25 protein-coding genes and 1 riboswitch are annotated in these 25671 nt (G+C 69.9%); of the genes, 20 read left to right on the top strand and 5 right to left on the bottom strand.

The window, feature by feature from the left end; all coding sequences use genetic code 11:
- Positions 1-209: 209 nt before the first annotated feature.
- The 3 genes from AO398_RS13910 (at position 210) to AO398_RS13900 (ending at position 3949) form a co-directional block, all read left to right on the top strand.
- Positions 210-1838 (top strand): CTP synthase, encoded by a 1629-nt coding sequence (locus AO398_RS13910; protein WP_058192697.1) that lies wholly within the window; start codon positions 210-212, stop codon positions 1836-1838.
- A gap of 66 nt (positions 1839-1904) precedes the next feature.
- Entirely contained in the window at positions 1905-2357 is a 453-nt protein-coding gene (locus AO398_RS13905) for a DNA polymerase III subunit chi (protein ID WP_007561502.1), read from the top strand.
- Between the two features lie 2 nt (positions 2358-2359).
- Complete coding sequence (locus tag AO398_RS13900) at positions 2360-3949, top strand: peptidase S10 (RefSeq protein WP_058192765.1); 1590 nt, start codon at positions 2360-2362, stop codon at positions 3947-3949.
- A 3-nt stretch (positions 3950-3952) separates the two neighbouring features.
- Here AO398_RS13900 and AO398_RS13895 read toward each other — a convergent pair whose 3' ends face one another.
- Both AO398_RS13895 and AO398_RS13890 read right to left on the bottom strand, forming a co-directional pair.
- Entirely contained in the window at positions 3953-5305 is a 1353-nt protein-coding gene (locus AO398_RS13895; protein ID WP_058192764.1) for a discoidin domain-containing protein, read from the bottom strand.
- Between the two features lie 167 nt (positions 5306-5472).
- Complete coding sequence (locus tag AO398_RS13890) at positions 5473-6507, bottom strand: DUF4424 domain-containing protein (protein ID WP_244498770.1); 1035 nt, start codon at positions 6505-6507, stop codon at positions 5473-5475.
- A 225-nt stretch (positions 6508-6732) separates the two neighbouring features.
- Positions 6733-6927: riboswitch (cobalamin riboswitch) on the top strand.
- Between the two features lie 33 nt (positions 6928-6960).
- On the opposite strand from AO398_RS13890, the gene AO398_RS13885 reads away from it, so the two are divergent.
- From AO398_RS13885 to cobJ, 9 genes are all read left to right on the top strand, one after another.
- A complete protein-coding gene (locus AO398_RS13885; protein ID WP_058192762.1) occupies positions 6961-7143 on the top strand; it encodes a CbtB domain-containing protein in 183 nt (60 codons plus the stop codon).
- A 16-nt stretch (positions 7144-7159) separates the two neighbouring features.
- Entirely contained in the window at positions 7160-7894 is a 735-nt protein-coding gene (locus AO398_RS13880; protein WP_058192696.1) for a CbtA family protein, read from the top strand.
- A complete protein-coding gene (locus AO398_RS13875) occupies positions 7887-8285 on the top strand; it encodes a DUF1636 domain-containing protein (protein ID WP_058192695.1) in 399 nt (132 codons plus the stop codon). Before AO398_RS13880 ends, AO398_RS13875 begins: the two co-directional genes overlap by 8 nt.
- On the top strand, positions 8282-9316 hold the full coding sequence (cobW, locus tag AO398_RS13870; protein WP_058192694.1) for a cobalamin biosynthesis protein CobW: 1035 nt from the start codon (positions 8282-8284) through the stop codon (positions 9314-9316). The genes AO398_RS13875 and cobW overlap by 4 nt, the downstream gene beginning before the upstream one ends.
- A gap of 72 nt (positions 9317-9388) precedes the next feature.
- Positions 9389-12757 carry a cobaltochelatase subunit CobN gene (gene cobN / locus AO398_RS13865; RefSeq protein WP_058192693.1) on the top strand — a complete coding sequence of 1123 codons (3369 nt, stop codon included), beginning with the start codon at positions 9389-9391 and terminating at the stop codon, positions 12755-12757.
- Positions 12754-14112, top strand: coding sequence for a precorrin-3B synthase (gene cobG, locus AO398_RS13860; RefSeq protein WP_058192692.1), 1359 nt, complete (start codon positions 12754-12756; stop codon positions 14110-14112). Before cobN ends, cobG begins: the two co-directional genes overlap by 4 nt.
- Positions 14109-14789 (top strand): precorrin-8X methylmutase, encoded by a 681-nt coding sequence (locus AO398_RS13855; protein ID WP_058192691.1) that lies wholly within the window; start codon positions 14109-14111, stop codon positions 14787-14789. The genes cobG and AO398_RS13855 overlap by 4 nt, the downstream gene beginning before the upstream one ends.
- Positions 14789-15568, top strand: a complete 780-nt coding sequence (locus tag AO398_RS13850) for a precorrin-2 C(20)-methyltransferase (protein WP_058192690.1) — start codon at positions 14789-14791, stop codon at positions 15566-15568. The genes AO398_RS13855 and AO398_RS13850 overlap by 1 nt, the downstream gene beginning before the upstream one ends.
- Positions 15565-16326 (top strand): precorrin-3B C(17)-methyltransferase, encoded by a 762-nt coding sequence (gene cobJ, locus AO398_RS13845; RefSeq protein WP_058192689.1) that lies wholly within the window; start codon positions 15565-15567, stop codon positions 16324-16326. The genes AO398_RS13850 and cobJ overlap by 4 nt, the downstream gene beginning before the upstream one ends.
- Here the strand turns inward: cobJ and AO398_RS13840 are convergent.
- Entirely contained in the window at positions 16293-17090 is a 798-nt protein-coding gene (locus tag AO398_RS13840; RefSeq protein WP_058192688.1) for a cobalt-precorrin-6A reductase, read from the bottom strand. The two genes, cobJ and AO398_RS13840, sit on opposite strands and share 34 nt — an antisense overlap.
- Between AO398_RS13840 and AO398_RS13835 the strand changes: the two genes are divergently transcribed.
- Genes AO398_RS13835 through AO398_RS13820 form a run of 4 tightly spaced genes read left to right on the top strand, consistent with a single transcriptional unit; the run spans position 17089 to position 20811 of the window.
- Complete coding sequence (locus AO398_RS13835) at positions 17089-18321, top strand: bifunctional cobalt-precorrin-7 (C(5))-methyltransferase/cobalt-precorrin-6B (C(15))-methyltransferase (protein ID WP_058192687.1); 1233 nt, start codon at positions 17089-17091, stop codon at positions 18319-18321. The two genes, AO398_RS13840 and AO398_RS13835, sit on opposite strands and share 2 nt — an antisense overlap.
- A complete protein-coding gene (locus AO398_RS13830; protein WP_244498768.1) occupies positions 18318-18722 on the top strand; it encodes a cobalamin biosynthesis protein in 405 nt (134 codons plus the stop codon). Before AO398_RS13835 ends, AO398_RS13830 begins: the two co-directional genes overlap by 4 nt.
- Complete coding sequence (gene cobM / locus AO398_RS13825) at positions 18719-19495, top strand: precorrin-4 C(11)-methyltransferase (RefSeq protein ID WP_058192685.1); 777 nt, start codon at positions 18719-18721, stop codon at positions 19493-19495. Before AO398_RS13830 ends, cobM begins: the two co-directional genes overlap by 4 nt.
- Entirely contained in the window at positions 19492-20811 is a 1320-nt protein-coding gene (locus tag AO398_RS13820; RefSeq protein WP_058192684.1) for a cobyrinate a,c-diamide synthase, read from the top strand. The genes cobM and AO398_RS13820 overlap by 4 nt, the downstream gene beginning before the upstream one ends.
- Positions 20812-20900: 89 nt before the next feature.
- On the opposite strand, the gene AO398_RS13815 is transcribed toward AO398_RS13820, so the two are convergent.
- On the bottom strand, positions 20901-21308 hold the full coding sequence (locus tag AO398_RS13815; RefSeq protein ID WP_058192761.1) for a helix-turn-helix transcriptional regulator: 408 nt from the start codon (positions 21306-21308) through the stop codon (positions 20901-20903).
- 487 nt (positions 21309-21795) lie between these two features.
- Between AO398_RS13815 and AO398_RS13810 the strand changes: the two genes are divergently transcribed.
- On the top strand, positions 21796-22143 hold the full coding sequence (locus tag AO398_RS13810) for an antibiotic biosynthesis monooxygenase (RefSeq protein ID WP_058192760.1): 348 nt from the start codon (positions 21796-21798) through the stop codon (positions 22141-22143).
- A 427-nt stretch (positions 22144-22570) separates the two neighbouring features.
- Positions 22571-24076: an undecaprenyl-phosphate glucose phosphotransferase gene (locus AO398_RS13805; RefSeq protein ID WP_058192759.1), complete on the top strand. Its 1506-nt coding sequence runs from the start codon at positions 22571-22573 to the stop codon at positions 24074-24076.
- Between the two features lie 11 nt (positions 24077-24087).
- Here AO398_RS13805 and AO398_RS13800 read toward each other — a convergent pair whose 3' ends face one another.
- Positions 24088-24573 carry a transcriptional repressor gene (locus AO398_RS13800; protein ID WP_058192683.1) on the bottom strand — a complete coding sequence of 162 codons (486 nt, stop codon included), beginning with the start codon at positions 24571-24573 and terminating at the stop codon, positions 24088-24090.
- Positions 24574-24697: 124 nt separating this feature from the next.
- Here AO398_RS13800 and AO398_RS29680 point away from each other — a divergent pair, with 124 nt between their 5' ends.
- Both AO398_RS29680 and AO398_RS13795 read left to right on the top strand, forming a co-directional pair.
- Entirely contained in the window at positions 24698-24832 is a 135-nt protein-coding gene (locus AO398_RS29680; protein WP_280139125.1) for a hypothetical protein, read from the top strand.
- Positions 24829-25635, top strand: a complete 807-nt coding sequence (locus tag AO398_RS13795) for an ABC transporter ATP-binding protein (protein WP_058192682.1) — start codon at positions 24829-24831, stop codon at positions 25633-25635. Before AO398_RS29680 ends, AO398_RS13795 begins: the two co-directional genes overlap by 4 nt.
- Positions 25636-25671 lie beyond the last annotated feature (36 nt).

Genomic DNA, 25671 nt, shown 5'->3' with positions numbered 1-25671 from the left:
GCATCCAGGGTCTGCGCTGGACGCGCGTGACATCGGGGCCGGGGGGCAGCAAGAGGACGGGCGGCGGATGCGTGCAGGGCCGACGAGTCGGCTTGGCTCCGGTCCATCCTGGCAGGCCGTTCCCCGCGCCCGCCCGATCCCCAGACATTTCATCGCCGGCAGGCTTGCCGTTTGGCAAATGCCAACGCCTTCTTTATGGACCGAGGCCCATGACGCGGTACGTTTTCATCACCGGCGGCGTGGTTTCCTCTCTCGGTAAGGGACTCGCGTCCGCGGCGCTCGCCGCCGTGCTCCAGGCACGGGGCTATCGGGTCCGGATGCGCAAGCTTGACCCCTACCTGAACGTCGATCCGGGCACGATGAGCCCGACCCAGCACGGCGAGGTCTTCGTCACGGACGACGGGGCCGAGACCGACCTGGATCTCGGCCATTATGAGCGCTTCACCGGCGTGCCGGCGAGCCGGGCCGACAACATCACCACCGGCAGGATCTACCAGGACATCATCGCCAAGGAACGGCGGGGCGACTATCTCGGCGCCACGATCCAGGTGATCCCGCACGTCACCAACGCGATCAAGGACTTCGTCCTCGACGGCAACGACACGTTCGACTTCGTCCTCGTCGAGATCGGCGGCACGGTCGGCGACATCGAGGGGCTGCCGTTTTTCGAGGCGATCCGCCAGCTCGGCCAGGAACTGCCCCGGGGCACCTGCGCCTACGTCCACCTGACGCTGCTGCCCTACATCCCGTCGGCGGGCGAGCTGAAGACCAAGCCGACGCAGCACTCCGTGAAGGAGCTGCGCTCGATCGGCATCCAGCCCGACATCCTGCTCTGCCGCTGCGACCGGCCGATCCCCGTCGAGGAGCGGCGCAAGCTCGCCCTGTTCTGCAACGTCCGCGAGACCGCGGTGATCGAGGCGCTCGACGTCGCCTCGATCTACGAGGTGCCGCTCTCCTATCGGAAGGCGGGACTCGATCGGGAGGTGCTCGGCCATTTCGGCCTGGAGCACGGCGAGGAGCCGGATCTCGGCCGCTGGACCACCATCTCCGACCGGGTGCGCAATCCCGAGGGCGAGGTCTCCATCGCCATCGTGGGCAAGTACACGGGGCTGAAGGACGCCTACAAGTCGCTGACCGAGGCGCTGATCCACGGCGGCATCAGCCACCGTGTCAAGGTCAACCTCGAATGGATCGAGGCCGAGGTGTTCGAGCGCGAGGACCCCGCGCCGTTCCTCGAAGGACTGAACGGCATCCTGGTGCCCGGCGGCTTCGGCCAGCGCGGCGCCGAGGGCAAGATCCGCGCAGCCCGGTATGCCCGCGAGAAGCGCATCCCCTATCTCGGCATCTGCTTCGGCATGCAGATGGCGGTGATCGAAGCCGCGCGCTCGCTGGCCGGCGTCCCGGACGCCAACTCCACCGAGTTCGGCGAGACCTCGGAGCCGGTGGTCGGCCTGCTCACCGAGTGGCTGCGTGGCAACGAGCTGGAGCGGCGCGCCGCGGTCGGCGATCTCGGCGGCACGATGCGGCTCGGTGCCTACGACGCGCAGCTCGACCCCGATTCGAAGATCGCCCAGATCTACGGCTCGGACCGGATCTCCGAGCGCCATCGCCACCGCTACGAGGTCAACATGGCCTATCGCGAGCGGCTGGAAGCCAAGGGCCTGCGCTTCTCCGGGCTCTCGCCGGACGGGCTCCTGCCCGAGACGGTGGAGCATGTCGGGCACCCGTGGTTCATCGGCGTGCAGTTCCACCCGGAGCTGAAGTCGCGCCCGTTCGAGCCGCATCCGCTGTTCAAGGGTTTCGTCGGCGCGGCGATCGAGCAGAGCCGGCTGGTCTAAGACAGGCGAGGCGCGGCGGCGCGCCGCTGCTCGCGTGGCGGGTCTGAACCCTATATCGGTCGGATCGTGACCGAGATCCTGTTCTACCATATGCAGCGCCAGCCGCTGGAGAAGGTGCTGCCGAACCTCGTCGAGCGCTCGCTCGGCCGGGGCTGGCAGGCCGCGATCCAGGCGGCCACCGAGGAGCGGCTGCAGGCCCTCGACGACCACCTCTGGACCTATTCCGACGAAAGCTTCCTGCCGCACGGCACCGACCGGGATCCCGATGCGGCCGGCCAGCCGGTGGTGCTGACCCTGCGCGACGTGAACCCCAACACCGCCTCGATCCGGTTCCTGGTCGAGGGCGCCGACTTGCCGCCCGACGCAGAGAGCTACGAGCGGATCTGCATCCTGTTCGACGGGACCGACCAGGACGCCCTGCTGCGCGCCCGCGAGCAGTGGCGCCAGGCCAAGGAGGCGGGTCATGCCGTCGCCTACTGGCAGCAGGACGATTCGGGCCGCTGGAACAAGAAGGCTTGATCGTGCTCCTCAACAAGCGTCTCGCGCGCCTCGCGCTCGGCTTCACCCTGGCGACGGCGCCGTTGCCGCTCCAGGCGCAGGACGCCCACCATGCGGGGCTACAGGCCGAGGCGAAGCCGGCACCGCGGGGCCCGGAAGGCCGCCGCCTGCCGCCGGATTCGACCACCCGGCAGAGCATCACGCTCCCCGACGGACGGACCCTCGACTTCACCGCCACGGCCGGCAGCTTGCCCCTCGTCGACGAGGCCGGGAAGCTCCAGGCCGAGATCGCCTATGTCGCCTACACCATGGCCCCGGAGGCCGGGCGCGCACGACCGGTCACCTTCGCGATCAACGGAGGTCCGGGCGCGGCCTCGGCCTACCTGAATATCGGCGCGATCGGCCCCTGGCGACTGCCCACCGGCGGCACCAGCATCAGTCCGTCCCAAGCAGTGGCGCTGACGCCGAACGACGGCACTTGGCTCGACTTCACCGACCTCGTCTTCATCGATCCGGTCGGCACCGGCTACAGCCGCGCCAGCGACGGCAACGGCAAGACCTACTGGAGCATCGACAGCGATGCTTCGACGCTCGCCGCCGTCATCGCCCGCTACCTGCGGGTCAACGAGCGGATGGCGAGCCCAAAATTTTACGTCGGCGAGAGCTATGGCGGCTTCCGAGGGCCGCTGATCACCGAGAAGCTGCAGGAAGAGATCGGGATCGGACTCTCAGGGATGGTGCTGCTCTCGCCCGTCCTGGACTTCGGCTGGCTCGAGACTCCGCGGGCGAACCCGTGGGGCTACGTGCTGAAGCTGCCCTCCCTGGCCGCCGGTGCGCTGGAGCTGGCCGGCACCATCCCGACCCCGGCGCTGCTCAGCGAGGCTGAGGCCTACGCGGCCGGGCCGTATCTGAGTGACCTGCTCAAGGGCCCGAGCGATACGGGCGCCGTCGCCCGGATAACCGACAAGGTCGCGCCGCTCACGGGCTTCGATCCGGCTTTCGTCCGCGCCCAGGCCGGGCGCCTCTCCACCCGCAGCATCCAGCGGGAGGTCGACCGCACGGAAGGCCGCGTCACCAGCGCCTACGACACCGGCATCACGGGTTGGGACCCGAATCCGGACGCTGCGCAGGCGAGCTTTGAGGATCCGCAGCTCACGGCGCTCCAGGCTCCGCTGACCAGCGCGATGATCGACCTCTACGCGCGCACGCTGAAATGGCCTGTGCCGAACCTGCGTTACGAGTTGCTGAGCAACGCGGTGAACCGCGGTTGGAGCTGGGGCTCGGGCCGGCAGGCGCCGGAGGTGCTCTCGAACCTCAAGGGTGCCCTCGCGCTGGACGGACACCTGCGGGTGCTGGTGGCCCACGGCTTCACCGATCTCGTCACGCCGTACTACGCCTCGAAACTGCTGCTGGCGCAGGTCCCGGCCTACGGCGCCGGTCGGCTAAGCCTTGCGGTCTATCCCGGGGGGCACATGTTCTATTCCCGTGACGATTCCCGGGCCGCCTTCAAGCGCGATGTCCAGAACCTCTATCAGGACGCCCTGAAGGCGCGCGAGGCCGGCTCCGCGCCTCCGGCCGGGGCGCCGGCCGAGCGCCTCAAGGACACGCCCTGAGCGTCAGGTGTCGTCGAAGGCCAGCGCCTCGGCCGGGTAATCGATCATCATGCGGCGCTGAGCATCGGTGTTCTGCCACTCGCCGACCTTCATGTAGCGGCCCTCGATGTCCCGGACCTCCACCAGCTTGCGGATAGTCTCGATGCCGTGGAAAGCCTGCGGCCAATTGGACGCGAAGTAGAACACCTGCTCGACCGTGTCCGACAGGTGGCAGATCGCCGGGCCGAAGGTGCCCAGGCCGAAGACGAGGTAGCGTCCGCCCACCAGGGCCGCGACATCGGCCACGAGCGACTCGCTCTGTATCTCCACGGGCAGGCCGAGACCTTTCGCATAGGCCTCAACCTCGGCGATCACCGGGTTCAGCCGGTTTTCGAAGACCAGCTTCACCGACCGGATCCGACCCTCGCTGTGCAGCCGGTCGATGACCATGCGGTAAAAGGCGAAAGGCGGCTGCGGATAGTGCGGATCGACCCAGGTGCTGAAGATGTCGCCCGATCGGATATGGATCAGGAGCTGGTCGTCGGGCTTCTTCGGGAAGGTCGCCGGCAGCCCGTTGAATAGCGGGCGGATGATCTCTTGGATGATCGCCTGCGAGTCCGGCGGCGTATGGAGTCCCACGAGCCGCTGGAACTGTGTCGGATCGAAATAAAGACCGGAGAGGAAGTAGCCGTCCGCCGGCAGGTCCGCGTCCGGCGGAATGAAGGTGATGCCGTCGCGGGTGAGCCGCTCGGTCAGGAAGATCACCTTGCTGCGGTCGACCTTCGGAACCTTGATGTATTTCAGATTCAGTGCCTTCGCCACCGAGATCGCGATGATGTACTGGACGAGGCAATTGCCGAACGCACCGTTCTCGAACAGCGACAGGCCGACGAGGGTGCGGCTGACCCGATCGGCTCCACTCTCGAGGCTGTAGGCGATGTAACGGTTGGCCCCCGGCTTCTCGTTGAGGAGCGTCACGTCGAGGTCGAGCGTCGCCCGCAGCGCGATCAGGTCGATCGCCGCCGCCTCGGACCAAACCCGCGCCGCGACGACGGGGGCGGTCTTCGACACCGCGACGCGAACCAGCCTCGCCCAGGCGCGCTCGTCAGCCTCTATCACCGCCGTGCCGGTATTCGCCGCAACCCGCCTCGACGTGATGCCGGGCTCCGTCCAGGCAGTGCCGTCCCGTGAGAACTGGATCGCGTGGTCGGCCGCCGGCGTCCCGGCCTCGCCCAGGACCACGGTGACGGAATGGACGGGGAAGCGGCCGGCGAGATCGATCTCCAGCCACGTCGTGCCGTCGATCACCACAGCCCGCGACGGGCGGCCGACGGCGAGTTCGACGAGGGCGAGATTCGAAGCGTCTGCCGGGGCCATCATGTCTCCGGGGCGGATCTGGGCCGGTCGCGCCGGGGACACGGCCGAACGGTGCGCCCGGCGGTGCCCGCATCGGGACGGGCCCGTCAAGCCTGGGCGCTTCGGCCGCCGCGCGGATCAGCTCCGGAAAGGAACTCAGCCGTTTGCCGCCGATGCAAAACGGCGCCTCAATCGCCCGTCCCGATTTTCAGGAACAGGACATCGATATCGCGTTGGGGCACGTGGTCCTTCAGGATCGACTCGAAGGTTGTCGGGCCGATCTTCTTCGCGTTGGGCGCGCAGAACGAGACCAAGGTCGCCGGATCGCCCTTGTCTACGATCAGCCTGAACGTCCCGATTGGCCCGGCCTCTTTGTCGCCGGAGGCAATCACGTAGGAGAGATTCTGCTCATAGGCCTGGAACGCGCGGCTGCCGTCGGCGCTCGCCCGGCGGTACAGGGCTTGGGCCGCTTTCTCGAACGCGGGATCCGTGCAGTACCGGTTCGCGTACTGAGCCTTCCGCGGCGGATCCAGGTCCGGGGAGCCGTAGGACAGGCTGGATTGTCCACCCAGGCTTGGCACGTAGCTCTGCCGGACCGCGATCTCCCGGCCGGCCGGGAAAACCTGCCGGCGCCAGAACGTCGATGTGAGTGTCCAGAGCGGCACATCCGCGAGCGTGCCGTCCTTGTGCTCCTGCCGCACCAGGATGCCGTCCGCAATCAGGGCCAAACGCTGGGTCTCGCCGAGGCGGCGCAAGGCCTCCTCCGTCGCCTCGACGGTCGGCACCAGCGGAATGGACAGGGCTCTCAGCCGATCGGTGATGTCGATCGGCGTCTTTCCATTCCGGAGCGAGAAGGCGCGTTGCTCGACCTGCGAGGCCGCAGGCTGGCCCTCGACCGTGGTGGCGAGCCGGAGGAAATTGTCATGCGCCGGATCAGGGATCGAGGCGAGCCGCGCGGGATCCCCGGTGATGTCGGGCATCGGGAATGCGATGGTCGTCTCGACATCCGTGTCGGTCAGATTGCGGAGCCGGTAGTCGATCCGCACGGCTTTCTCCGACAGGTATAGATCCTCGGAGACCAAAGCGATTTTGTCGGTCTTCTCCAGAACGAGGCCGCCGGCCGCGAGCGCGACAACGCTGTCATCGGCCCGGGCAGGTAAGGACGCAGCCGCCAGGACTGCTAGGACCGGCGACAAGACCAGCGACAAGGTACGCATCGACATCACGCTCTTGTGTTCGGGTAGAATGCTGCAGCCGGGACCGTCAGGATGCGGTCGCCACGGCTCGCGCCGCTGAGGGTGCGCTGGGGGTACAATCCCATCTTGGCGTCCCGCTCACGGAAACGGTTGCCGTCCCGTCGCCGCCGCTCGACCTGCATGTCCGCGCCGTTTCCTGAAGGGTCGGAAACGATTCCGCCGCGCCTCCGTTGTGCGAGAGCTGTCATGCGTCTACAACGATGGCGTGACGGTGCCCCGGCGACGGGGTGAAAAGGGAATGCGGTGAGGAACGCAAGTTCCGAATCCGCGGCTGCCCCCGCAACTGTGAGCGGCGAGCGTCTGCCAGTGGCCACCGGAGCGATCCGGGAAGGCGGCAGGCGCGCCGAGCCGCGAGCCAGGAGACCTGCCGTCGCGATGAGATCCCGCAATGCCGCCGGTGGGGCGGCTGGAGACATGTTGATGACCACCTCGACCCTTGCCCCCGTCACCACCGGCCCCCGCGCCGCGGAGCGCCCGGTCGCCGTTGCGCTGGCGGCCTTCCTGGGCCTCGGCCTGCTGTTCATGGCGGGCTTCTCGCCGGCGATCGCGCTGCACAACGCCGCGCACGATTTCCGGCATACCCAGAACTTTCCCTGCCACTGACGCCCCTACCCCAGGGATGATCATCCGGCTTCTGTCGGCGGCTCTGGCCGCCGGCTTCCTCGCGGCCGTCGTCGTGACTGGCCTTGAGTTGACGCTGACTTCGCCGCTCATCGTGGCGGCCGAGCGTTACGAGAATCACGAGACGCATCAGGCCGAGCGCGGCCTCCCGATCGTCCTGGCTCATGCCGGACACGATCACGCCGCGCCGGATACCGCGCCCGAGTGGCAGCCCGGCGAGGGCCTGCCTCGTATGGCGTTCACGGCGTTGGCGACCCTCGTTGGCGCGGTGGGCTATGCCCTGTTGCTCGGTGCGGCGATCCTCGCCTGCGGTCGGGAGCCGACCCGGCAGGTGGGCGTCGCCTTCGCGATCGCGGGCTTCGCCAGCGTCGCCCTCGCCCCGGGACTCGGGTTGCCGCCGGAACTGCCGGGCAGCGAGGCCGCGCCACTGGCCACCCGACAAGCGTGGTGGGTGATGACGGCGGCCGCCACCGGCATGGGCCTGTACCTGATCGCGATCCGGCGCTCGCTGATCGCCACTATGGGCGGGCTCGTGCTGATCATCGCCCCGCACGTGGTTGGCGCGCCGCAGGCACCCGAGGCCGCCTCCGAGCTTCCGGCGGCGCTGGCGGCACAGTTCGCGGCCCGGTCGCTGGCGATCAGCTTCGTCTTCTGGCTGCTGATCGGCCTCGGCTTCGGATGGGCTTGGCAGGCTTTCGCCCGGGGTCCGGCGCGCGGGACGGCCCATGCCTGAGACCGTCCTCTACGTCTGCACCACCTGCCGCCGCCCGGGCGACGACCCGGACGGCCCCCGAGCCGGGGCGCGCCTGCTCGACGCCCTGCGTGCGGGCAACGCGGCGCCGGACCTGCGGATCGAGGGGGTCGAATGCCTGTCGGTGTGCAAGCGGCCCTGCTCGGTGGCGGTCGCCTCCGAAAACCGATGGACCTACGTCTACGGCGACATGGACCCGATCGAGTCCGCCGCGATTATCCTCGGCGGCCTCTCGTCCTACGCGGCCACGCAGGACGGCATCGTGCCGTGGCGGGAGCGGCCCGCTGCCTTCAAGACCGGCGTGATCGCCCGGATCCCGCCGTTTCCCGATCCCCGCCCGCTTCCGGCCGGCACCTTGGAGGCTGCGGAATGACCATCGTGACCAAGATCCCCTGCACCATCGTCACCGGCTTCCTCGGCGCCGGGAAGACGACGCTGGTCCGCCACGTGATCGAAAACGCGAAGGGCCGCCGCCTGGCGATCCTGGTCAACGAGTTCGGCGATGTCGGCTTCGATAAGTCGTTCCTGGCCGCCTGCGGTGTCGAGGGCTGCACCGAGGATGCCATCGTCGAGCTGCCGAACGGCTGCATCTGCTGCACCGTGGCAGACGATTTCGTGCCGGCGCTGGAGACGCTGCTCGGCCGGGCCGAGCCGCCGGAGCATATCCTGATCGAGACCTCCGGCCTCGCCCTCCCGAAGCCGCTGGTCCAGGCGTTCCAATGGCCTGCGATCCGCTCGCGGGTCACCGTCGATGGCGTCGTCGCCGTGGTGGACGGACCAGCCGTCGCCGCCGGCGCCTTCGCGGAGGATCCCGAGGCGCTCGCCGCCCAGCGCGCCGCCGATACCGCGGTCGACCACGACAACCCGCTGGAGGAGGTGTTCGAGGACCAGCTCCTCTGCGCGGACCTTGTCGTGCTCAACAAGTCCGACCTGCTTGATGCCGAGACCCGGGCACGGGTGCGCGCTGAAGTCGAGGGGCACCTGCCCCGCGCCGTGAAGGTGGTCGAGACCGAGAACGGTGCGATCGATCCGCTGGTGCTGCTCGGGCTGGGCGCCGCCGCCGAGGACGACCTCGACGCCCGTCCCTCGCATCACGGCGACGGCGAGGATCATGACCACGACGACTTCGAGACCGTGGCCCTCCCGATCCGCCCGGCCATCACGGCCGGCGACCTGGCGGCCCGGGTCGAAAAAGCTGCGGAAGCCGCGGGCGTCTTGCGCATCAAGGGGTTTGCCGAGGTCGAGGGCAAGGCCATGCGCCTCGTGGTGCAGGGCGTCGGCCGACGCGTCGTCCACCATTTCGACCGGCCCTGGCGGGCGGGCGAGAGCCGTGACGGGCGCCTCGTGGTGATCGGCTTGAAGGGGTTCGACCAGGGCGCCGTCGCCGCGGCGCTCGCGGGATGACGGAGCTCGCGCGCGCTCCCTCGCTGAGACGCTGCGCGCGCGCCCATTTCGGCGCGGCCTAGGAGGCGCGCCATGCATCTTGTCCGTATCGATACCGTCTCCCTCGACGAGGGCGAGGCGGCCGTGGATCTTGGGCAGGAGCCCGGAGACCTCGTCGTGCTGTCGTTCACCGACAGCGACCTTGCCGGGATCGGACTGGCCAAGGCCGCCGAGCCGGGCCTGCCGAGCCTGCGGCTCGCCACGCTCGCCAAGCTCCGGCATCCGATGTCGGTCGATCTCTATGTCGAGCGCGTGGTGTCCCGGGCGAAGCTCGTGGTGATCCGCTGCCTCGGCGGCCTGGATTACTGGCGTTACGGGATCGAGCGCTGCGCCGCCGCGGCGCGGGCATATGGAGTCGTGCTGGCGGTGCTGCCGGGCGACGACCGGCCGGACCCGCGGCTCGCCGGCTTCTCCACAGACCCGCACTTTGCTGATGAGCTCGACGGCTATTTCCGGGCTGGCGGTCCGGAGAATCTCCGTCGGATGCTGCGGCTGCTGGCGGCTCGGATCGGCGCTGGCGGGGCGGTCGAACCACCCCAGCCGCTGCCGCGTGGCTTTCCCTGGTGCGCAGGCTGCGGCGTGCTGCCGTTGGCCACCGCGATCGACGCCGCCGAGACGGCGGTGCCGCTGACAACCCGGCAAACGGCGACAACACCGTTGGCTCTGCTGCTGGTCTACCGCTCCGCGGTGCTGGGCGGCGATGCGGCGCTGTTCCACGCCCTGGCCGCCGCCCTGCGCGCCCGCGGCATCGGCGTGCTGCCGATGGCGGTCTCGAGCCTCAAGGAGCCAGGGGCTGCCACGGCCGTGGCCGAGGCCGTGCGGACCCGCAAGCCGGATCTCGTCATCGCCGCCACCGCCTTCTCGGCGCGGGAGGACGGGATCGATTTCGTGCTCGACGGTGCCGATTGTCCGGTGCTTCAGGCCTTCACCGTCGGATCGCCCCGGGCGGCCTGGGAAGCCTCGGCCCGCGGTCTCGGGGCCGCGGACCTCGCCATGCAGGTCGCCCTGCCGGAATTCGATGGACGGCTCTCCGGCTTCCCGATCTCCTTCAAAGAGGAAGCCCCGGAGGTCGCCGGGTTCGCCGAGCGCCGGGCCGTACCGTATCCCGCCGGCATCGACGCTCTGGCCGAGCGGGCGGCGGGCTGGCTGCGCCTCGCCGGCCAGCTCCGCGCCGAGCGGCGGGTGGCCGTGGTCCTGTCGGATTATCCCGCCCGCGGCGGCAGGGCCGGCTTCGCGGTGGGCCTCGACACGCCCGAGAGCGCCCGCGCGATCCTGTTGGATCTTGCCCAGGCGGGGTACGCGACCGGCGATTTGCCCGAGTCGGGCGCGCTGATGCAGGCGCTCACCGCGGGCGAGGCGGGGTTCACGGTACCGCTCGCCGATTATGGCGCTTGGCTTGCCGGGCTGCCGGCAGACACGCGCGATGCGCTCATCGAATCCTGGGGTGAGCCCGCCGCCGATCCGACCTGCCGCGACGGCATGTTCTGGTTCCGAATGGTCACGGCCGAGGCCGCGCACCTTCCCCCGTCGGTCTTGGCCGAAGGGGGCCGACTCGCCCTCTTCCTCCAGCCCGACCGCGGCCGCGATGCCGACCGGAAAACCGGCTATCACGATCCGGAACGGATCCCGACCCACGCCTACCTGGCGTTCCACCTCGGGCTTCGCCGCGAGTTCGATGCGCTGGTGCAGCTCGGGACCCACGGCACCACCGAATGGCTGCCCGGCAAGGCGGTGGCTCTGTCGCCGGACTGCTTTCCGGCGCTCTGCGTCGGCGGGCTGCCGGTGATCTACCCATTCATCGTTGACGATCCGGGCGAAGCCGCCCCGCTCAAGCGTCGCCTGGGCGGGATCGCCCTCGGCCACCTCACGCCCGACACGGAGGTGCATGCCCTGTCGCCCGAGGCTGCGCGTCTGCGCGAGCTGGTGGAGGAGTACTCCGCCGCCAGCGTGCTTGATCCGCGCCGGGCCGGCCTGATCGCCGGCGCGATCCTGGAAGATGCGGACGCCGCCGGGCTGCTCGACGGCGCCGGCATCGGCCCCGACACACCGATGGAGGAGGCGTTGACCCGCCTCGACGCCCATCTCTGCGACCTCGGCGAGACCACGTTCCGCGACGGCCTGCACGTGTTCGGACGGGCCCACGACGCTGCGCTCGAACCTGTCACGGCAAGCGCTGCCGGCGAGCGGGCGGGACTCCTGGCTGCTCTGGACGGCCGCTTCGTGCCGCCGGGCCCCGCGGGCTCGCCGTCGCGTGGCCGGGCCGACGTGCTGCCCACCGGGCGCAATCTCGCGACCCTCGATCCCCGGGCGATTCCGAGCCGCGCCGCGGCGCTATTGGGCGAACGCGCCGCCGCCTCGGTGGTGACCCGCTACCTCCAGGACGAGGGCGAGTACCCGGCCCGGATCGTCATGGATCTCTGGGCGTCGCCAACCCTACGCACCGGTGGCGAGGATGTCGCCCACGCCCTGGCACTGATGGGCGTGCGGCCGGTCTGGGACCATGCCAGCACCCGGGTCACAGGCTTCGAGGTGCTGCCCCTTGCCATGCTCGATCGCCCCCGGATCGACGTGACCATGCGCGTCTCGGGTGCGTTCCGCGACACCTTCCCGGACACGCTGGCGCTCCTCGACCGCGCCGCCCGGGCGGTGGCCGACCGGGACGAGGAGGATCTCGAAAACCCCCTGGCTGCGGCTCGACGCCGCGGCGAGGCGGTTGCCCGGGTCTATGGCGCGGCTCCCGGCCGATACGGGGCCGGCACCGCCGCCACCGCCCTCGACGGCGCCTGGGACAACCGGGGCGATCTCGGTCGGGCCTATCTCGCGGCAAGCAGCCATGCCTATGGCGACCGTGAGGGACCGGATGCGACCTTCGGCGCGCGGGTCGCAGCGGCGGATGCCTACCTGCACGCCTTCGACGTGGCCGAGCGCGACCTGTTGGACGGCGATGCCGCGGTGGACGCCATGGGCGGTTTCGCGGCCGCCGCCACGCTTCAAGGCGCCAGCCCCAATCTCTACAGCCTCGATGTATCGGTTCCCGAGCGGCCGAAGACCCGCACCGCCCGGGAGGATGCCGCCCGGTTGATCCGTGGACGCTTGGCCGATCCGCGCTGGATCGCGGCGCAGCTGCGCCACGGCTACCGGGGCGCTCAGGAGCTGGCCCAGGGGCTCGACGCGGTGTTCGTGCTCGCCGCCGCCAGCGACGCCGTGACCGATGCCGGGTTCGACCGCCTCTACGCCGCCTGGATCGCCGACCCTGAGGTGTTCGACCGCCTGCGGACAGCCAACCCGGACGCGACCCGGGCCATCCTGGAGCGGTTCGACGAGGCGCGCGACCGCGGCCTGTGGCACAGCCAGCGCAACGCGCTGCCAGCCGACGCGCTGATGCCGGAGGCCGCCGAATGAGCGTCTCCGCGCATCGCCGCGTTCTTCCGCAGGCGCCTGCACGCCGGGGCTGGTGTCCCGGGCTCAGCCGGCCCATGCCCACCGGGGATGGCCTGCTGGCCCGCGTGCATCCGCCCCTGGGGATCCTGACCGTGCCGCAGGCGCGCGCGGTGGCCGAGGGCGCGCGCCGCTTCGGCAACGGCCATCTCGACCTCACCGCCCGCGCCAACCTTCAGATCCGCGGCGTCTCGGAGGCGACCCGCGCACCGCTCGCCCGCATGCTGGAAGCTGCCGGTCTCGGCGACACGCGGGCCGATGGCGGCCCGCAGCGCCTGACGCTGACCAGCCCCCTAGCCGGCCACGATCCGGCCGAGACGCTCGACGTCCCGACCCTCGCCCGCGCCATCGAGGCAGCGGGGCTCGCAGTTCCGGGACTACCGGCCAAGATGCTGGTGGTGGTCGAAGGCCGCCCCGAGGCAGAGAGGCCGGACGGCGATGCCTACGTGTCGCCGCGTGCCTCCGGCGGCATCGCGATCGCGATTGCCGCGGGACAGGGTTTTCACGATGTCGCCACCTGTACCGAGGGGGAGACGCCGGCCGTCGTCGTGGCGCTGCTGGAGGCCTTCGTCCGGACCGGACGGCGACGTATGCGCGATCTCCCGCCGGATGCGTTCGGCGCAGTGGCGGATGCCGTGCGGCTTGCGATGCAGACGCGGGTTCCCTCTCCCGGACGGGAGGGGATGTCCGACGCTGTCTCTCCACGCGCAGTGCCCTTCTCACCGCCAGCCGGCACCCGATGGCTGGCGCCCGGCATGGCCGTTCTCACCGCGGATGCGCCGTTCGGACGCTGCACGGCCAATGCCCTCGATGACCTCGCCGATCTCGCCTCCCGCCTCGGCACGGACGAGATCCGCTTGTCACCGGCCCGCGGCTTCGTGCTGCTGCTCAAAAATCCGTCTGCCGCCGATCTGACGGCACTGGCGGAAAACTTCATCGTCGCACCCGACGACCCCCGTCGCAGCGTCGCCGCCTGCACGGGCGCGCCGGCCTGTGCGTCCGGGTCGACATCGACGCTCGCGGATGCCGCGCTTCTCGCGCAGGCTTTCGGGTCGCTGGCCGCGGCGGGGCGCTCGGCCCATGTCTCAGGCTGCGCGAAGGGCTGCGCCAAGCCGGGTCCCGCAGATCTGACGCTGATAGGCCGGGCGGGACTGTACGGTACTGTCATCGGCGGTGCGCCAGGCGATGAGCCGGCCATGCACCTCCCTATCGATGCGGTACTGGAGCGGTTAGGAAGGGCCAAGACAATCGGGCTCGCCGCCGCCTTCGCGCCGGATCGCGCCATGACCGATATTGGGAGGAACGGGAGTCCGGCATGAGCGCGAGCCAGAATGCCCTGCGCCAGGCAGGTTCGGAGCCGGAGGCCACCTCTCGCTACGAATATATCCGTGACGGCGCCGCGATCTACGCGCGCTCCTTCGCGATGATCCGGGCCGAGGCCGACCTCGTGCGCTGGTCTGGGGCGGCCGAGCGCGTGGTCGTGCGCATGATCCACGCCTGTGGCATGACCGACCTCCCCGCCGACGTGGAAATGTCGGACGGCTTCGCCGAGGCCGGTGTGGCGGCGCTCCAGGCCGGGGCCCCGATCCTGTGCGATGTCCGGATGGTTGCCGACGGCGTCACCCGGACGCGGCTGCCGGCCAACAATCCCGTCGTCTGCACCCTCGGCGACCCGCGCGTGCCGGATCTCGCCAAAAGCCTCAACACCACGCGCTCGGCCGCCGCCATGGAGCTGTGGCGCGAACACCTGCCGGGCAGCATCGTGGCGGTGGACAACGCCCCGACAGCCCTGTTTCGCCTGCTCGAATTGCTTGATGCCGGCGTGAAGCCGCCGGCCGCGGTGATCGGCATCCCGGTCGGCTTCGTCGGCGCCGCCGAGTCCAAGGACGCGCTGGCCCGGGACGGCCGGGTCCCGTTCGTCGTCGTTCACGGCCGCCGCGGCGGCAGCGCCATGACCGCTGCGGCCGTCAACGCGCTGGCCTGCGAGGTCGAGTGATGGACGGGTTCGAACGCGTCGAAGCCCCCGTCGAGGAGATGCCCGCTGCCGCCGTCACCGGTACCCTCTACGGGGTCGGCATGGGTCCGGGTGACCCGGAACTGCTCACCGTCAAGGCGCAGCGCATCCTGATGCGCGCGCCGGTGCTGGTGCATTTCTGCAAGCGCGGCCGGCGCGGCAATGCCCGCACCATCGCGGACGCAATCCTGCACGACCCGGCCCGGGAGATGCCGCTGGCTTATCCCTACACCACCGAGATTCATCCGGAGCACCCGGATTACGTGGCAGCGCTCGCAGCCTTCTACGACGACGCGGCCGGACAGCTCGCCGACCATCTCGGCGCAGGGCGCGACGTCGCGATCCTGTCGGAGGGCGACCCGTTCTTCTACGGCTCGTTCATGCATCTGTGGCGGCGCCTCAAAGACCGTTTTCCCGTCGAGGTGGTGCCGGGCGTCACCGGCATGTCCGGCTGCTGGACCCGGGCCGGCACGCCGATCACCTGGGGCGACGACATCCTGACGGTCCTGCCGGCGACGTTGCCGCTCGACGCGCTCACCGAGCGCCTGCGCGGCACCGACGCCGCCGTGCTGATGAAGCTCGGTCGACACCTGCCGAAGGTCCGCGCTGCGCTGACCGCCGCCGGGCTCATCGATCGCGCGATCTATGTCGAGCGCGGCACGATGGCGGGCGAGCGCGTCGTGATGCTCGCCGACAAGGCGGATGACGACGCCCCCTACTTCTCTATGGTCCTCCTGCCCGGCGAGGGGCGGCGGCCGTGAGCGGCAGCCTTACGGTGGTCGGCCTCGGCCCCGGGGATCCGGGGCTGCTGACGGAGTCCGCCCGCCGGGCTCTCGACGCTGCTGAGGATCTGGTCGGGTACTTTCCCTACGTGGCCCGCGTGCCCGAGCGTCCGGGCCTGATCCGGCATGCCAGCGACAACCGCGTCGAGGTCGACCGCGCCCGCCACGCCCTGCAGCTTGCCGCCGCCGGCCGCCGGGTCGCGGTGGTGTCGGGCGGCGATCCCGGCGTGTTTGCCATGGCCTCGGCGGTGTTCGAGGCGGTGGAACACGGCGAGCCCGGATGGCGCGACCTCTCCATCACGGTCGAGCCTGGGATCACGGCGATGCTGGCCGCCGCAGCCCGGCTCGGGGCGCCGCTGGGCGGCGACTTCTGCGCCTTGTCCCTGTCGGACAATCTGAAACCCTGGCCGGTGGTCATCGCCCGGCTCGACGCCGTGCTGCGCGCCGATTTCGTGATCGCGCTCTACAACCCGATCTCCACCGCGCGGCCCTGGCAGCTCGGGGCAGCGCTCGAACACGCGGCCACCATCCGGGCGCCCGAGACACCGGTGATGTTCGCCCGCGCGATCAGCCGGCCGGACGAGGCGATCCGGGTGTCGACCCTCGCCGAGGCACGGGACGTGCCGGCCGACATGGCCACGATGGTGATCCTCGGCGCCTCGACCACGCGGCTGATTCCGCGAACCGACGGACTGCCCTTCGTCTACACGTCGCGCAAAGTCGCGGGACCGGTATGATCGCCGGCATCGAGCCAGCGCAGTGCGCCCGCGGCGTTGGGGACGCTCGCAACCTCGGGCTTCTCCGGCCGGCACACCATGATCACGGGAATCGCGAGGCTGCGCGCCGCCGCGATCTTGCCGTAGGTCGCCGCGCCGCCGGAATTCTTGCTGACCAGGATCTCGGTGCGGGTGGTGCGCATCAGATCCGCCTCGGCCGCCGCATCGAACGGCCCGCGTGCCTCGATGGCGGTGAGGTGCGGCACCGGCAGCGCACCCTCCAGCGGCTCGACCGTGCGTACGAGGTAGGCATGGTGCGGGGCCGCTGCGAAGGCGCCGGCTTCCTGCCGGCCTATCGTCAGGAACACGCGCCGGGGTTCACGCCCGAGCGCGGCGACCGCCTCCTCCATGCTGTGTACCTCGGTCCAGAGATCGCCGGGCTCGCGACGCCAGGCCGGCCGGCGGATCGCCAGCAGCTTCACGCCCGCCGCCACCGCTGCGGCAACAGCGTTGCCCGAGATGGTCGCCGCGAAGGGATGGGTCGCGTCGATCAGACGGTCGATGTGCTCGCGGCGCAAAAACGCAGCAAGGCCCTCGGCACCACCGAATCCGCCGATCCGGGTCGGGACAGGCTCGATCTTCGGCGCAGCGGTCCGGCCGGCGAGGGACAGAGTCACGGCGCAATCTGCCCGACCTGCCAAAGCCCGTGCCAGGGCGCTCGCCTCGCCGGTGCCGCCGAGGATCAGGATTCGCATCGCGCCACCGGTCATGGGGGCCTTGTCCATGAGCGCTGAGCCCCTGTCGAGCCCGCCTGCGGCCGGGCGCTGGGGCGCGATCGTCGGCATCGGCGAGGACGGGCGGGCCGGGCTCGCGCCGGCAGCCGCCGCCGCGCTCGACGCCGCGCGGGTGGTCTATGGCGGTCGCCGCCACCTGGATCTGGCTGCACCCCTCGACGCCGACGCCCCGCCCTGGCCGAGCCCGATCCACGAGGCCTATCCGGAAATCCTGGCCCGACGGGGGAATCCGACCTGCATTCTCGCCACCGGCGATCCGTTCCACTACGGGATCGGCGCTGAGATCGCCCGGCTGGTGCCGCCCGCCGAGATCCGGGCCTTCCCCCAACCTTCGGCCTTCAGCCTCGCCTGCGCGCGGCTCGGCTGGCCATTGGCCGAATGTGGCCTCGTCACCCTGCATGGCCGGGCGCTGGCACGGATCATCCCGCATATCCAGCCGGGCGCGCGCCTCCTCGTGCTGTCCTGGGACGGCACGACGCCGGCGGCACTGGCCGCGATGCTGACCGAGCGCGGCTTCGGCACGTCGACCCTCACCGTCCTGGAGGCGATGGGCGGTCCGCGCGAGCGGATCCGTGCGGCAAAAGCCGAGGCCTTTGATCTCCCGGCAATCGACCCGCTCAACACCGTGGCGATCACCGTCGACGGTGCAGGACGCGCGCTGCCGCTGGCGCCCGGCCTCGACGACGGCCTCTTCGAGAATGACGGGCAACTCACCAAGGCCGAGATCCGGGCGATGACGCTCGCGGCCCTGCGGCCACATCCGGGTCTGCATCTCTGGGATGTTGGGGCCGGTGCGGGCTCGATCGCGATCGAGTGGATGCTGCGCGACCCGAGCCTGCGGGCCACCGCCATCGAGGCGCGCCCCGACCGGGCCGAGCGGATCCTTCGGAACGCGCAGGCTATGGGCGTTCCGGATCTAGCGGTAGTCACCGGCGCGGCCCCGGCTTCGCTCGCCGGCCTGACCAATCCGGACGCAATCTTCATCGGCGGCGGCGTCTCGGAGCCCGGTATCCTGACGACGGCCCTCGCCGCGTTGCGGCCGGGCGGGCGCTGCGTCGCCAACGCCGTGACGCTGGAGGGCGAGGCCGCCCTGCTCGCGGCCTTCGCGAACCATGGCGGCAGTCTGCGGCGGTTCTCGGTCGACCGCGCGAGTCCGGTGGGCGGCCTGCACGGCTGGCGGCCCGCGATGCCGGTGACCCAATGGGCCTGGACCAAGCCATGACCGACCGGATCGTCGCCGGGGTCGGGTTCCGTCGTGGCACGGGCGCCGACGAGATCGCCGCGCTGATCAGCCGTGCGCTCGGCACGATCGGCGCCGCGCGCACAGACCTCGCAGCGATCGCCACCGCAGCCGACCGGGCTGCGGAACCGTCCATCCGCCAGGCGGCCTCGGAATTCGGCCTCTCGCCCTGCCCGGTCGAACCGAGGGCCCTTGAAGCCTGCGATCCGAACATCGTCACGCGCTCTGCCCGGATCGAACGCCTGCGTGGAGTCGGCTCGCTCGCCGAGGCGGCGGCCCTGGCGGCGGCGGGACCGGGCAGCCACCTCGCCCTTCCCCGTATCGCCAGCGGTGGCGCAACCTGCGCCCTCGCCGTCCTGCACCCCATAGCCCGGCACACATGACCGTCCATTTCATCGGCGCCGGCCCCGGCGCTGCCGACCTGATCACGGTACGCGGCCGCGACCGCATCGCCGCCTGCCCGGTCTGCCTCTATGCGGGATCCCTGGTGGCGCCCGAGATCCTGGGCTGGTGCCCGCCGAGTGCGCGCATCGTCGACACAGCACCCCTCGACCTCGACGCGATCATGGCCGAGATCGAGATTGCGAACGCGCGCGGGCAGGATGTGGCGCGGCTGCATTCGGGCGACCTGTCGATCTGGAGCGCGCTGGCCGAGCAGATGCGCCGGCTCGACCGGCTCGGCATCGCCTACACGGTGACCCCGGGCGTCCCGGCCTTCGCGGCCGCCGCTGCCCTGCTGCGCCGGGAGCTGACTGTGCCGGGCATGTCGCAATCCGTCGTGCTGACCCGCACCTCCGGCCGGGCGAGCGCGATGCCGGAGCGCGAGACGCTGGCGGCCTTTGCGGCCACCGGGGCGACGCTGGCGGTCCACCTCTCGATCCACGTCGTGGAGAAGGTCGCGACCGAGCTGATCCCGTTCTACGGCGCCGCTTGCCCGGCCGCCGCAGTGTTCCGCGCCTCCTGGCCGGATGAGCGGGCCCTGGTCGGCGACCTCGCCGGGCTGCCGGCCCTCGTCGCCGAGGCCGGTCTCGAACGCACCGCTCTGATCCTCGTCGGTCCGGCTCTCGGCGCCGCCGATTTCCGCGAGAGTGCGCTCTACGCGCCCGATTACGGACGTCCCTGCCGGCCGGGCGGGACCGTGGGGCGCGCAGTATGAGCGCCCCCGGCCTCCTGGTCGCGGCGCCGCGCTCGAGTTCCGGCAAGACCACCGTCACGCTGGCGCTGATGCGGGCGCTGAGCCGGCGGGGCCTGCGCGTCCGGGGTGCGAAATGCGGGCCGGACTATATCGATCCGGCTTTCCATCGCGCAGCCACAGGACAGCCGAGCTTCAATCTCGACAGCTTCGCCATGGCGCCCGGCCTCCTCGACGCGCTGGCGGGTGAAACGGCCGCGCAGGCCGACATCGTGGTCGCCGAGGGCTCGATGGGCCTGTTCGACGGCGTCCGGGCGGCGGAGAGCCGGACCGGGGCGAATGCCGACATCGCGGCCCGCTACGGCTGGCCGGTGGTGCTCGTGGTCGACGTCTCCGGCGCGGCGCAGTCGGCAGCTGCCGTGGCGCTCGGCTGCAAGCTCTACGACTCGCGGATCCGCATCGCCGGGGTGATCCTCAACAAAGTTGCCAGTGCCCGCCACCGCCGGCTGGTGGAGGCCGGCATGGAGCGCGTGGGGCTTCCGGTCCTCGGCGTGCTGATGCGCGATGCCGAGCTGGTCCTGCCCGAGCGCCATCTCGGCCTCGCTCAGGCCGGCGAGACCGCCGATCTCGAAGCGCGCCTCGACCGGCTGGCCGACCTCGCCGAAGCCGGCATCGATCTCGACGCCGTGCTCGCCTGCGCGGGCGGCGGCGCCGCCGCGTCAGCCGGAATCCTGCCGCGCCCCCCTGGGCAACGCATCGCCGTGGCCCGCGATGCGGCGTTCAGCTTCCTCTACCCGCACCTCGAAGCCGGCTGGCGTCTGGCCGGGGCCGAAATTGTACCCTTCTCCCCGCTCGCCGACGAGGCGCCGGCCGAGTCGTGCGACACCTGCTGGCTACCGGGCGGCTATCCGGAGTTGCATGCGGGCCAACTTGCCGCCGCCACTCGATTCCTCGAGGGCCTGCGCGCCTTCGCGACCACGCGCCCGATCCACGGCGAGTGCGGCGGCTACATGGTCCTCGGGCGCACCCTCGAGGATGCGGACGGCACCACCCACGCCATGGCGGGCTTGTTGCCGGTCGCCACGTCCTACCGCAAGCGGAAGCTGCATCTCGGCTATCGCGTCGCCCGGCTCTGCAGCGACGGCCCGCTGGGCCGGCAGGGTGCACGGGTCGTCGGCCACGAATTCCACTATGCCAGCGAACTCTCGCCAGTCGCCGCGGCGGCGGATGCCCTGGCCCGCGTCACCGACGCGGAGGGCACGGATCAGGGCTTGGCCGGTCATCGGGTCGGATATGTGGGGGGGAGCTTCTTCCACCTCATCGCGGCGGACGAGGGGTGAGACGCCATTCGAGCGTCATGCCCGAAGCAAAAGCCTCCCCCGATCAGGCTGATCGTGGGGCGACCCGTCCGTCCTGCCAGGGCCGAAGATCAGGCGGAGTCCGCCGCGGTCGCCACGGAGCGGGACTGCGCAAGGCGCGCGGCGCTGCGCACCAGCGCCAGTACGTCCCGGCGCATCTGCTCGTCCTCGATCTGTGCGTAGGCGCGAAGCAGCTCGATCGCGCCATGCGCGCTTAGAAAGCCGAAGACGTCTTCCTGCGAATTTTCGCGGGGCTCACTCTCCTCGAAGAAGGCAGAAACCGGCACTTCGAGCAGGCGCGCGATCTCGCGCAGCCGGCCGGCGCCGACCCGATTCTGGCCCTTCTCGTACTTCTGCACCTGCTGGAACGTGACGCCAACAGCATTGCCGAGGGCGGTCTGGCTCAGACCGCGCGCTTTCCGCAGAGCGGTGATGCGAATACCCACCAGACGATCCACGTCGGTCGTCTGCTTCGGCATCGTCTGATTGTTCACATCCTTTTCCGCGGCCTGAACAGCGTCCCCTTGCGGATCCGGTGCTCTCGCCTCGCTATCGCGCCGCTTCACCGTCCGACCCTCAATCTCATATCCTGTCTACACCTAGAGTGCGGTGCCACACGCTAGAGCAGCCGCCGCCTGCATTGCAATCGGCCACAGCTCTAAGCCCTTATTGTGATCCGCTCTCTTCCGTCGACAAACAATCCACATCGACCCTGAGCGCTATAGCAGTCGGCCAACAGCCCGACTGCGACACAATACGAACCGTCAGGCAATTGGACACGAAGTTGTTAAGCTCCGCAAGTCTAAGTCTACATCTTGTGGTTTAACCTGACGTATCTCCGAAACATTGTTGCGGAAATGTCGATCCGCAAACTGTGCGCAGTCCATCCCGCGCGCCGCGTCGCCGCAGCAGGGCTCGCCTGCGCGGGGTTCAGGGCCTAAATCCGATGTGCGAATGGAGAACATCATGTTTATCGCGATGAATCGCTTCAAGGTCGTTAAGGATGCGACCGAGGACTTCGAGGCCGTCTGGCTCGGCCGCGACAGCCATCTCGGCGAAATGGAGGGCTTCGTGGAGTTTCACCTCCTGCGTGGGCCCGAGCACGAGAACCACGTCCTCTACGCCTCGCACACCGTCTGGCGGTCACGGAGCGATTTCGAGGCGTGGACCCGCTCAGAGCAGTTCCGCAAGGCGCATAGCCGGGCGCCGTCGACCAAGCCACTCTATCTCGGTCATCCGCAATTCGAGGGCTTCGAGATGGTGCAAACGGTCGGCGGTGCGAGCGAGACCAGACCCCACGCCGACGCCGTCTGACGCCGCAGGACATACCATTTGAAGGCGCTCGCTGCCGGATCGGCGGCGGGCGTTTTTTATTGCCAGACTCTTTGCCCGGCACGCAAAACCAGCGGCGTCGATTCGTTCGGCTTTACAGCCGCAATGGCCAAGCTTCGCGCTGCGACGGAATTCAACCGTCTAGCAAGAAACCGACATTACAACGCAACCGCTGGTATCAGACTCTGGTGCCGGGGCGAACGGTATGTGTCTGTATTCCGGTGACTCAGCATTTACCATGTATTGCCGGCGGCCAGGCGTTCGCCTACATGGGCGCCCATTCCGAAGTGGCCGAATCACTGTACGTCGCGGCTCACCCCTTGCTCCGTCATCGGCAGATGCCGGCGCTGAAATCTTTCGTGTTTCAGACCGGTACAAAGTCCGATCAAACCGGGACGTGGCGGGCCAGATGTTTCACGAGCGGGTTCCGGAGACGTTTCAGGCCTTGCCGACCTCGGCCGAACGCCGTCGCAGCGTATGGTCCGCGCTCCTGCCGCGTCGCGGTCGCGCGGTGGCGCGGATGGCCCTGTCGTCATCGCTGGCTCTGGCCGACATCGCGGCGATCCTCGTCGTCATCCTGACCGTCGAGTTCGGCTACCAACTCGCCTTCGCCGGCGACAGCTTTTGGGTGACCAGCTTCCGCAGCCTGCGGCTCGCTGCCCTGCTCAGCGCCATCATCGTCGCGACGAACGTGCTGCGAGAGGATTACAGCCTCGACGGCATCATGGCGCAGAGGCTGAACTTTCAGCGCATGGCCTCGCTCTGGCTGGTCGCCTGGGCCGCAGTGCTCGTCGTCGGCTTCCTGACCAAGACCACCAACGATTATTCGCGCATCGTCTCGATCACCGCCTTCGTCCTCGGACTGCCCGCCCTGGTGACGACCCGCACGGTGGCGACCCGTTTGGTGCGGCGCAGCCTTGCCTCGGGTTCGGCCTCGGCCAGCCGCGTCCACTTGGTCGGCTACGAGGAGGACATTGCCAAGTTCTACGCGAGCCACGAGGCTGACCAGCTCGGCTCCCGGATCGTCGGCACTAGCTACCTGCGCCGGGTCGACCCGGGCGCCGATACCGTGTCGCGGCACGACCAGCTGCAGGAGGATCTCGACCTCGCCGTGTCGGTGGTCCGGTTCCTGCGGCCGGACGACGTCTTCGTGCTGGTGCCGTGGACCGACACTGCCGAGGTGGAGCGCTGCATCGATGCGTTCCTGCGCGTGCCGGCCGCCCTGCATCTTCGACCGGGCAGCGTGCTCGATCGATTCCCCGATATGCAGGTCGCCCGGGTCGGCGGTGTGTCCGGCATCAATATCGGGCGCCGGCCGCTCAACGTCGCCGAGATCGTGCTGAAGCGCGCCCTCGATCTGGTCGTGGCGGCGATCGCCCTGGTGTCGCTCTCGCCGCTGCTTGCCTTCATCGCGGTGGCGATCAAGCTCGACAGCCCTGGGCCGGTCTTCTTTCGTCAGAAGCGCTATGGCTTCAATCAGCAGCCCTTTGGCGTGTTCAAGTTCCGCTCGATGCGGGCGGATGCCAGCACGGTGTTCAAGCAGGCGACCCGCAACGACAGCCGCATCACCCAGGTCGGTGCGATCCTGCGTCGGACCAATCTCGACGAGCTGCCCCAGCTCCTGAACGTCCTTCGGGGCGAGATGTCGCTGGTCGGCCCACGGCCCCATGCGCTCGCGCATGATCGCAGCTTCGAGCGGCGGATCGCGCTCTACGCCCGGCGGCACAACGTGCGCCCCGGCATCACCGGCTGGGCGCAGGTCAACGGCTATCGCGGCGAGACCCTGACCGACCTGGACATGGAGCGGCGTGTTGCCTGCGATCTGCATTACATCGACAATTGGTCGATCTGGTTCGACATCCAGATCATGATCCAGACGATCGTCTCGCGCCGGGCCTACAAGAACGCCCGCTGAGCGAGGGCGCCTCAGGAATCCTGCCGGCGCTCCCGGCAGGCGCCGCAATCGCCCTCAACCTCCAGGATGCTGTGGGCCGGCGTGAAGCCCGCCCGCTTCAGAGTGCGGTCGAGACCGTCCTCCAATTCCTCCGACGACGCCTCGTCGACGACGCCGCAGGTGCGGCAGATCAGGAAGACCACCCCCTCCCCCGGGGCGTGCCCGTGGGGGCAGGGAATGAAGGCGTTGCGGCTCGCGATCCGATGGACCAGACCCTGCTCCATCAAGAAATCGAGGGCGCGATAGACCGAGACCGGCGCCACCCGCTTTCCCCGTGCGCTGAGCTTCTCGGCGATATCGTAGGCGCCCTGGGCCTTCCCGGCCTCGGCCACTGCCTCCATCACGTCGCGGCGCAGGGGCGTGAATTGCAGCCCGCGCTCCCGGCAGATGGTCTCCGCCCGCGCGAGCATGTCGCCGACGCCTGTGTGGCACGCGTCGTGACCCTCGTGACGGTGCATGATCGCTCCAACCGGAAAACCGCCGGTTGTCCGGCGGGAATGTTACAGTGTATCACCGCTGCCCCGGACCGCACCAGTAGCCCGAAAGGTCCCCGCGCCGGTCCGAGCGCGCGACGAGGACGTCTTGAACACCCATCGCCATCCCAGCCCGGCGGCTCCGCGATCCCTGTTCCGCAGTGGCATCGGCCCGCGCCTCGCCTTCGCCGCTGGCCTCTCGGCCATAGTCTGGCTGCTCATCGCCTGGGCGCTTGCCGCATGAGCATCCGGCCCGCGACACAGGATGCGTTCCGGCTCGTCGGCTTGACCCTGGGCTACGACCGGCATCCGGCGGTCCACCACCTCTCCGGGGTCGTGCGTGCCGGCGACCTGCTGGCTCTGGTCGGGCCGAACGGGGCCGGCAAGTCGACCCTGCTGAAAGGCATGGCCGGCGAGATCCCCTGCCTGGAGGGTCACATCGATCGCTTCGGCACCCTCGCCTACATGCCGCAGGCCGACGAAATCGACCGCAGCTTTCCACTCAGCGTCATGGACCTGGCCGGCATGGGACTCTGGCGGAAGGCCGGATCCTGGCGCGGCCTGACGCGGTGGCGACCGGAGATCGGGTCGGCCCTCGACGCGGTCGGGCTCGGCGGGTTCGAGGCACGGCCGATCAGCACCCTCTCCGGCGGCCAGTTCCGGCGGGCCCTGTTCGCCCGGCTGATCCTACAGGATTGCCCGGTGGTGCTCCTCGACGAACCGTTCACCGGCATCGACAATCGCACCGTCGAGGATCTGCTGGCCCTGATCCGCCTCTGGCACGGCCAGGGCCGCACCGTCGTTGCCGCCCTGCACGACCTCACCCAGGTGCGCGAGCATTTCCCGACGACGCTCCTGCTCGCCCGCGAACCCGTGGCCTGGGGCCCGACCGCGCGGGTTCTGACTGCGGAGAATCTGGTGCGCGCCCGCAATCTCTCCGAAGCCTGGGACGAGGGCGCGGCAATCTGCGGCGGTCCCCGCCCGGTGGACGGCCACGATCACGGGTCTCACGGCCTGGACACCCACCATCACGAGGACGCCGCGTGATCGATCCGTTCGGGCCGATCCTCGCGCCGTTCGTAG

This window comes from Methylobacterium sp. GXS13 (assembly GCF_001455965.1).
Lineage (GTDB): Bacteria > Pseudomonadota > Alphaproteobacteria > Rhizobiales > Beijerinckiaceae > Methylobacterium.
Note: the sequence above shows the minus strand (reverse complement) of the source record. Positions and strands in the feature narration are given on the sequence as shown.

Bases quoted from the DNA above. Each gene is read 5' to 3' on its own strand.
- AO398_RS13875 (WP_058192695.1), top strand. From the start codon at position 7,887: ATGCCTGAGACCGTCCTCTACGTCTGCACCACCTGCCGCCGCCCGGGC.
- cobM (WP_058192685.1), top strand. From the start codon at position 18,719: ATGACCGTCCATTTCATCGGCGCCGGCCCCGGCGCTGCCGACCTGATC.
- cobN (WP_058192693.1), top strand. From the start codon at position 9,389: ATGCATCTTGTCCGTATCGATACCGTCTCCCTCGACGAGGGCGAGGCG.
- AO398_RS13840 (WP_058192688.1), bottom strand. From the start codon at position 17,090: ATGGACAAGGCCCCCATGACCGGTGGCGCGATGCGAATCCTGATCCTC.
- AO398_RS13820 (WP_058192684.1), top strand. From the start codon at position 19,492: ATGAGCGCCCCCGGCCTCCTGGTCGCGGCGCCGCGCTCGAGTTCCGGC.
- AO398_RS13850 (WP_058192690.1), top strand. From the start codon at position 14,789: ATGGACGGGTTCGAACGCGTCGAAGCCCCCGTCGAGGAGATGCCCGCT.
- AO398_RS13800 (WP_058192683.1), bottom strand. From the start codon at position 24,573: ATGCACCGTCACGAGGGTCACGACGCGTGCCACACAGGCGTCGGCGAC.
- AO398_RS13885 (WP_058192762.1), top strand. From the start codon at position 6,961: ATGACCACCTCGACCCTTGCCCCCGTCACCACCGGCCCCCGCGCCGCG.
- AO398_RS13815 (WP_058192761.1), bottom strand. From the start codon at position 21,308: ATGCCGAAGCAGACGACCGACGTGGATCGTCTGGTGGGTATTCGCATC.
- AO398_RS13810 (WP_058192760.1), top strand. From the start codon at position 21,796: ATGTTTATCGCGATGAATCGCTTCAAGGTCGTTAAGGATGCGACCGAG.
- AO398_RS13910 (WP_058192697.1), top strand. From the start codon at position 210: ATGACGCGGTACGTTTTCATCACCGGCGGCGTGGTTTCCTCTCTCGGT.
- cobG (WP_058192692.1), top strand. From the start codon at position 12,754: ATGAGCGTCTCCGCGCATCGCCGCGTTCTTCCGCAGGCGCCTGCACGC.
- AO398_RS13880 (WP_058192696.1), top strand. From the start codon at position 7,160: ATGATCATCCGGCTTCTGTCGGCGGCTCTGGCCGCCGGCTTCCTCGCG.
- AO398_RS13795 (WP_058192682.1), top strand. From the start codon at position 24,829: ATGAGCATCCGGCCCGCGACACAGGATGCGTTCCGGCTCGTCGGCTTG.
- AO398_RS13830 (WP_244498768.1), top strand. From the start codon at position 18,318: ATGACCGACCGGATCGTCGCCGGGGTCGGGTTCCGTCGTGGCACGGGC.
- cobW (WP_058192694.1), top strand. From the start codon at position 8,282: ATGACCATCGTGACCAAGATCCCCTGCACCATCGTCACCGGCTTCCTC.
- AO398_RS13855 (WP_058192691.1), top strand. From the start codon at position 14,109: ATGAGCGCGAGCCAGAATGCCCTGCGCCAGGCAGGTTCGGAGCCGGAG.
- AO398_RS13805 (WP_058192759.1), top strand. From the start codon at position 22,571: ATGTTTCACGAGCGGGTTCCGGAGACGTTTCAGGCCTTGCCGACCTCG.
- AO398_RS13890 (WP_244498770.1), bottom strand. From the start codon at position 6,507: ATGTCGATGCGTACCTTGTCGCTGGTCTTGTCGCCGGTCCTAGCAGTC.
- AO398_RS13835 (WP_058192687.1), top strand. From the start codon at position 17,089: ATGAGCGCTGAGCCCCTGTCGAGCCCGCCTGCGGCCGGGCGCTGGGGC.
- AO398_RS13895 (WP_058192764.1), bottom strand. From the start codon at position 5,305: ATGGCCCCGGCAGACGCTTCGAATCTCGCCCTCGTCGAACTCGCCGTC.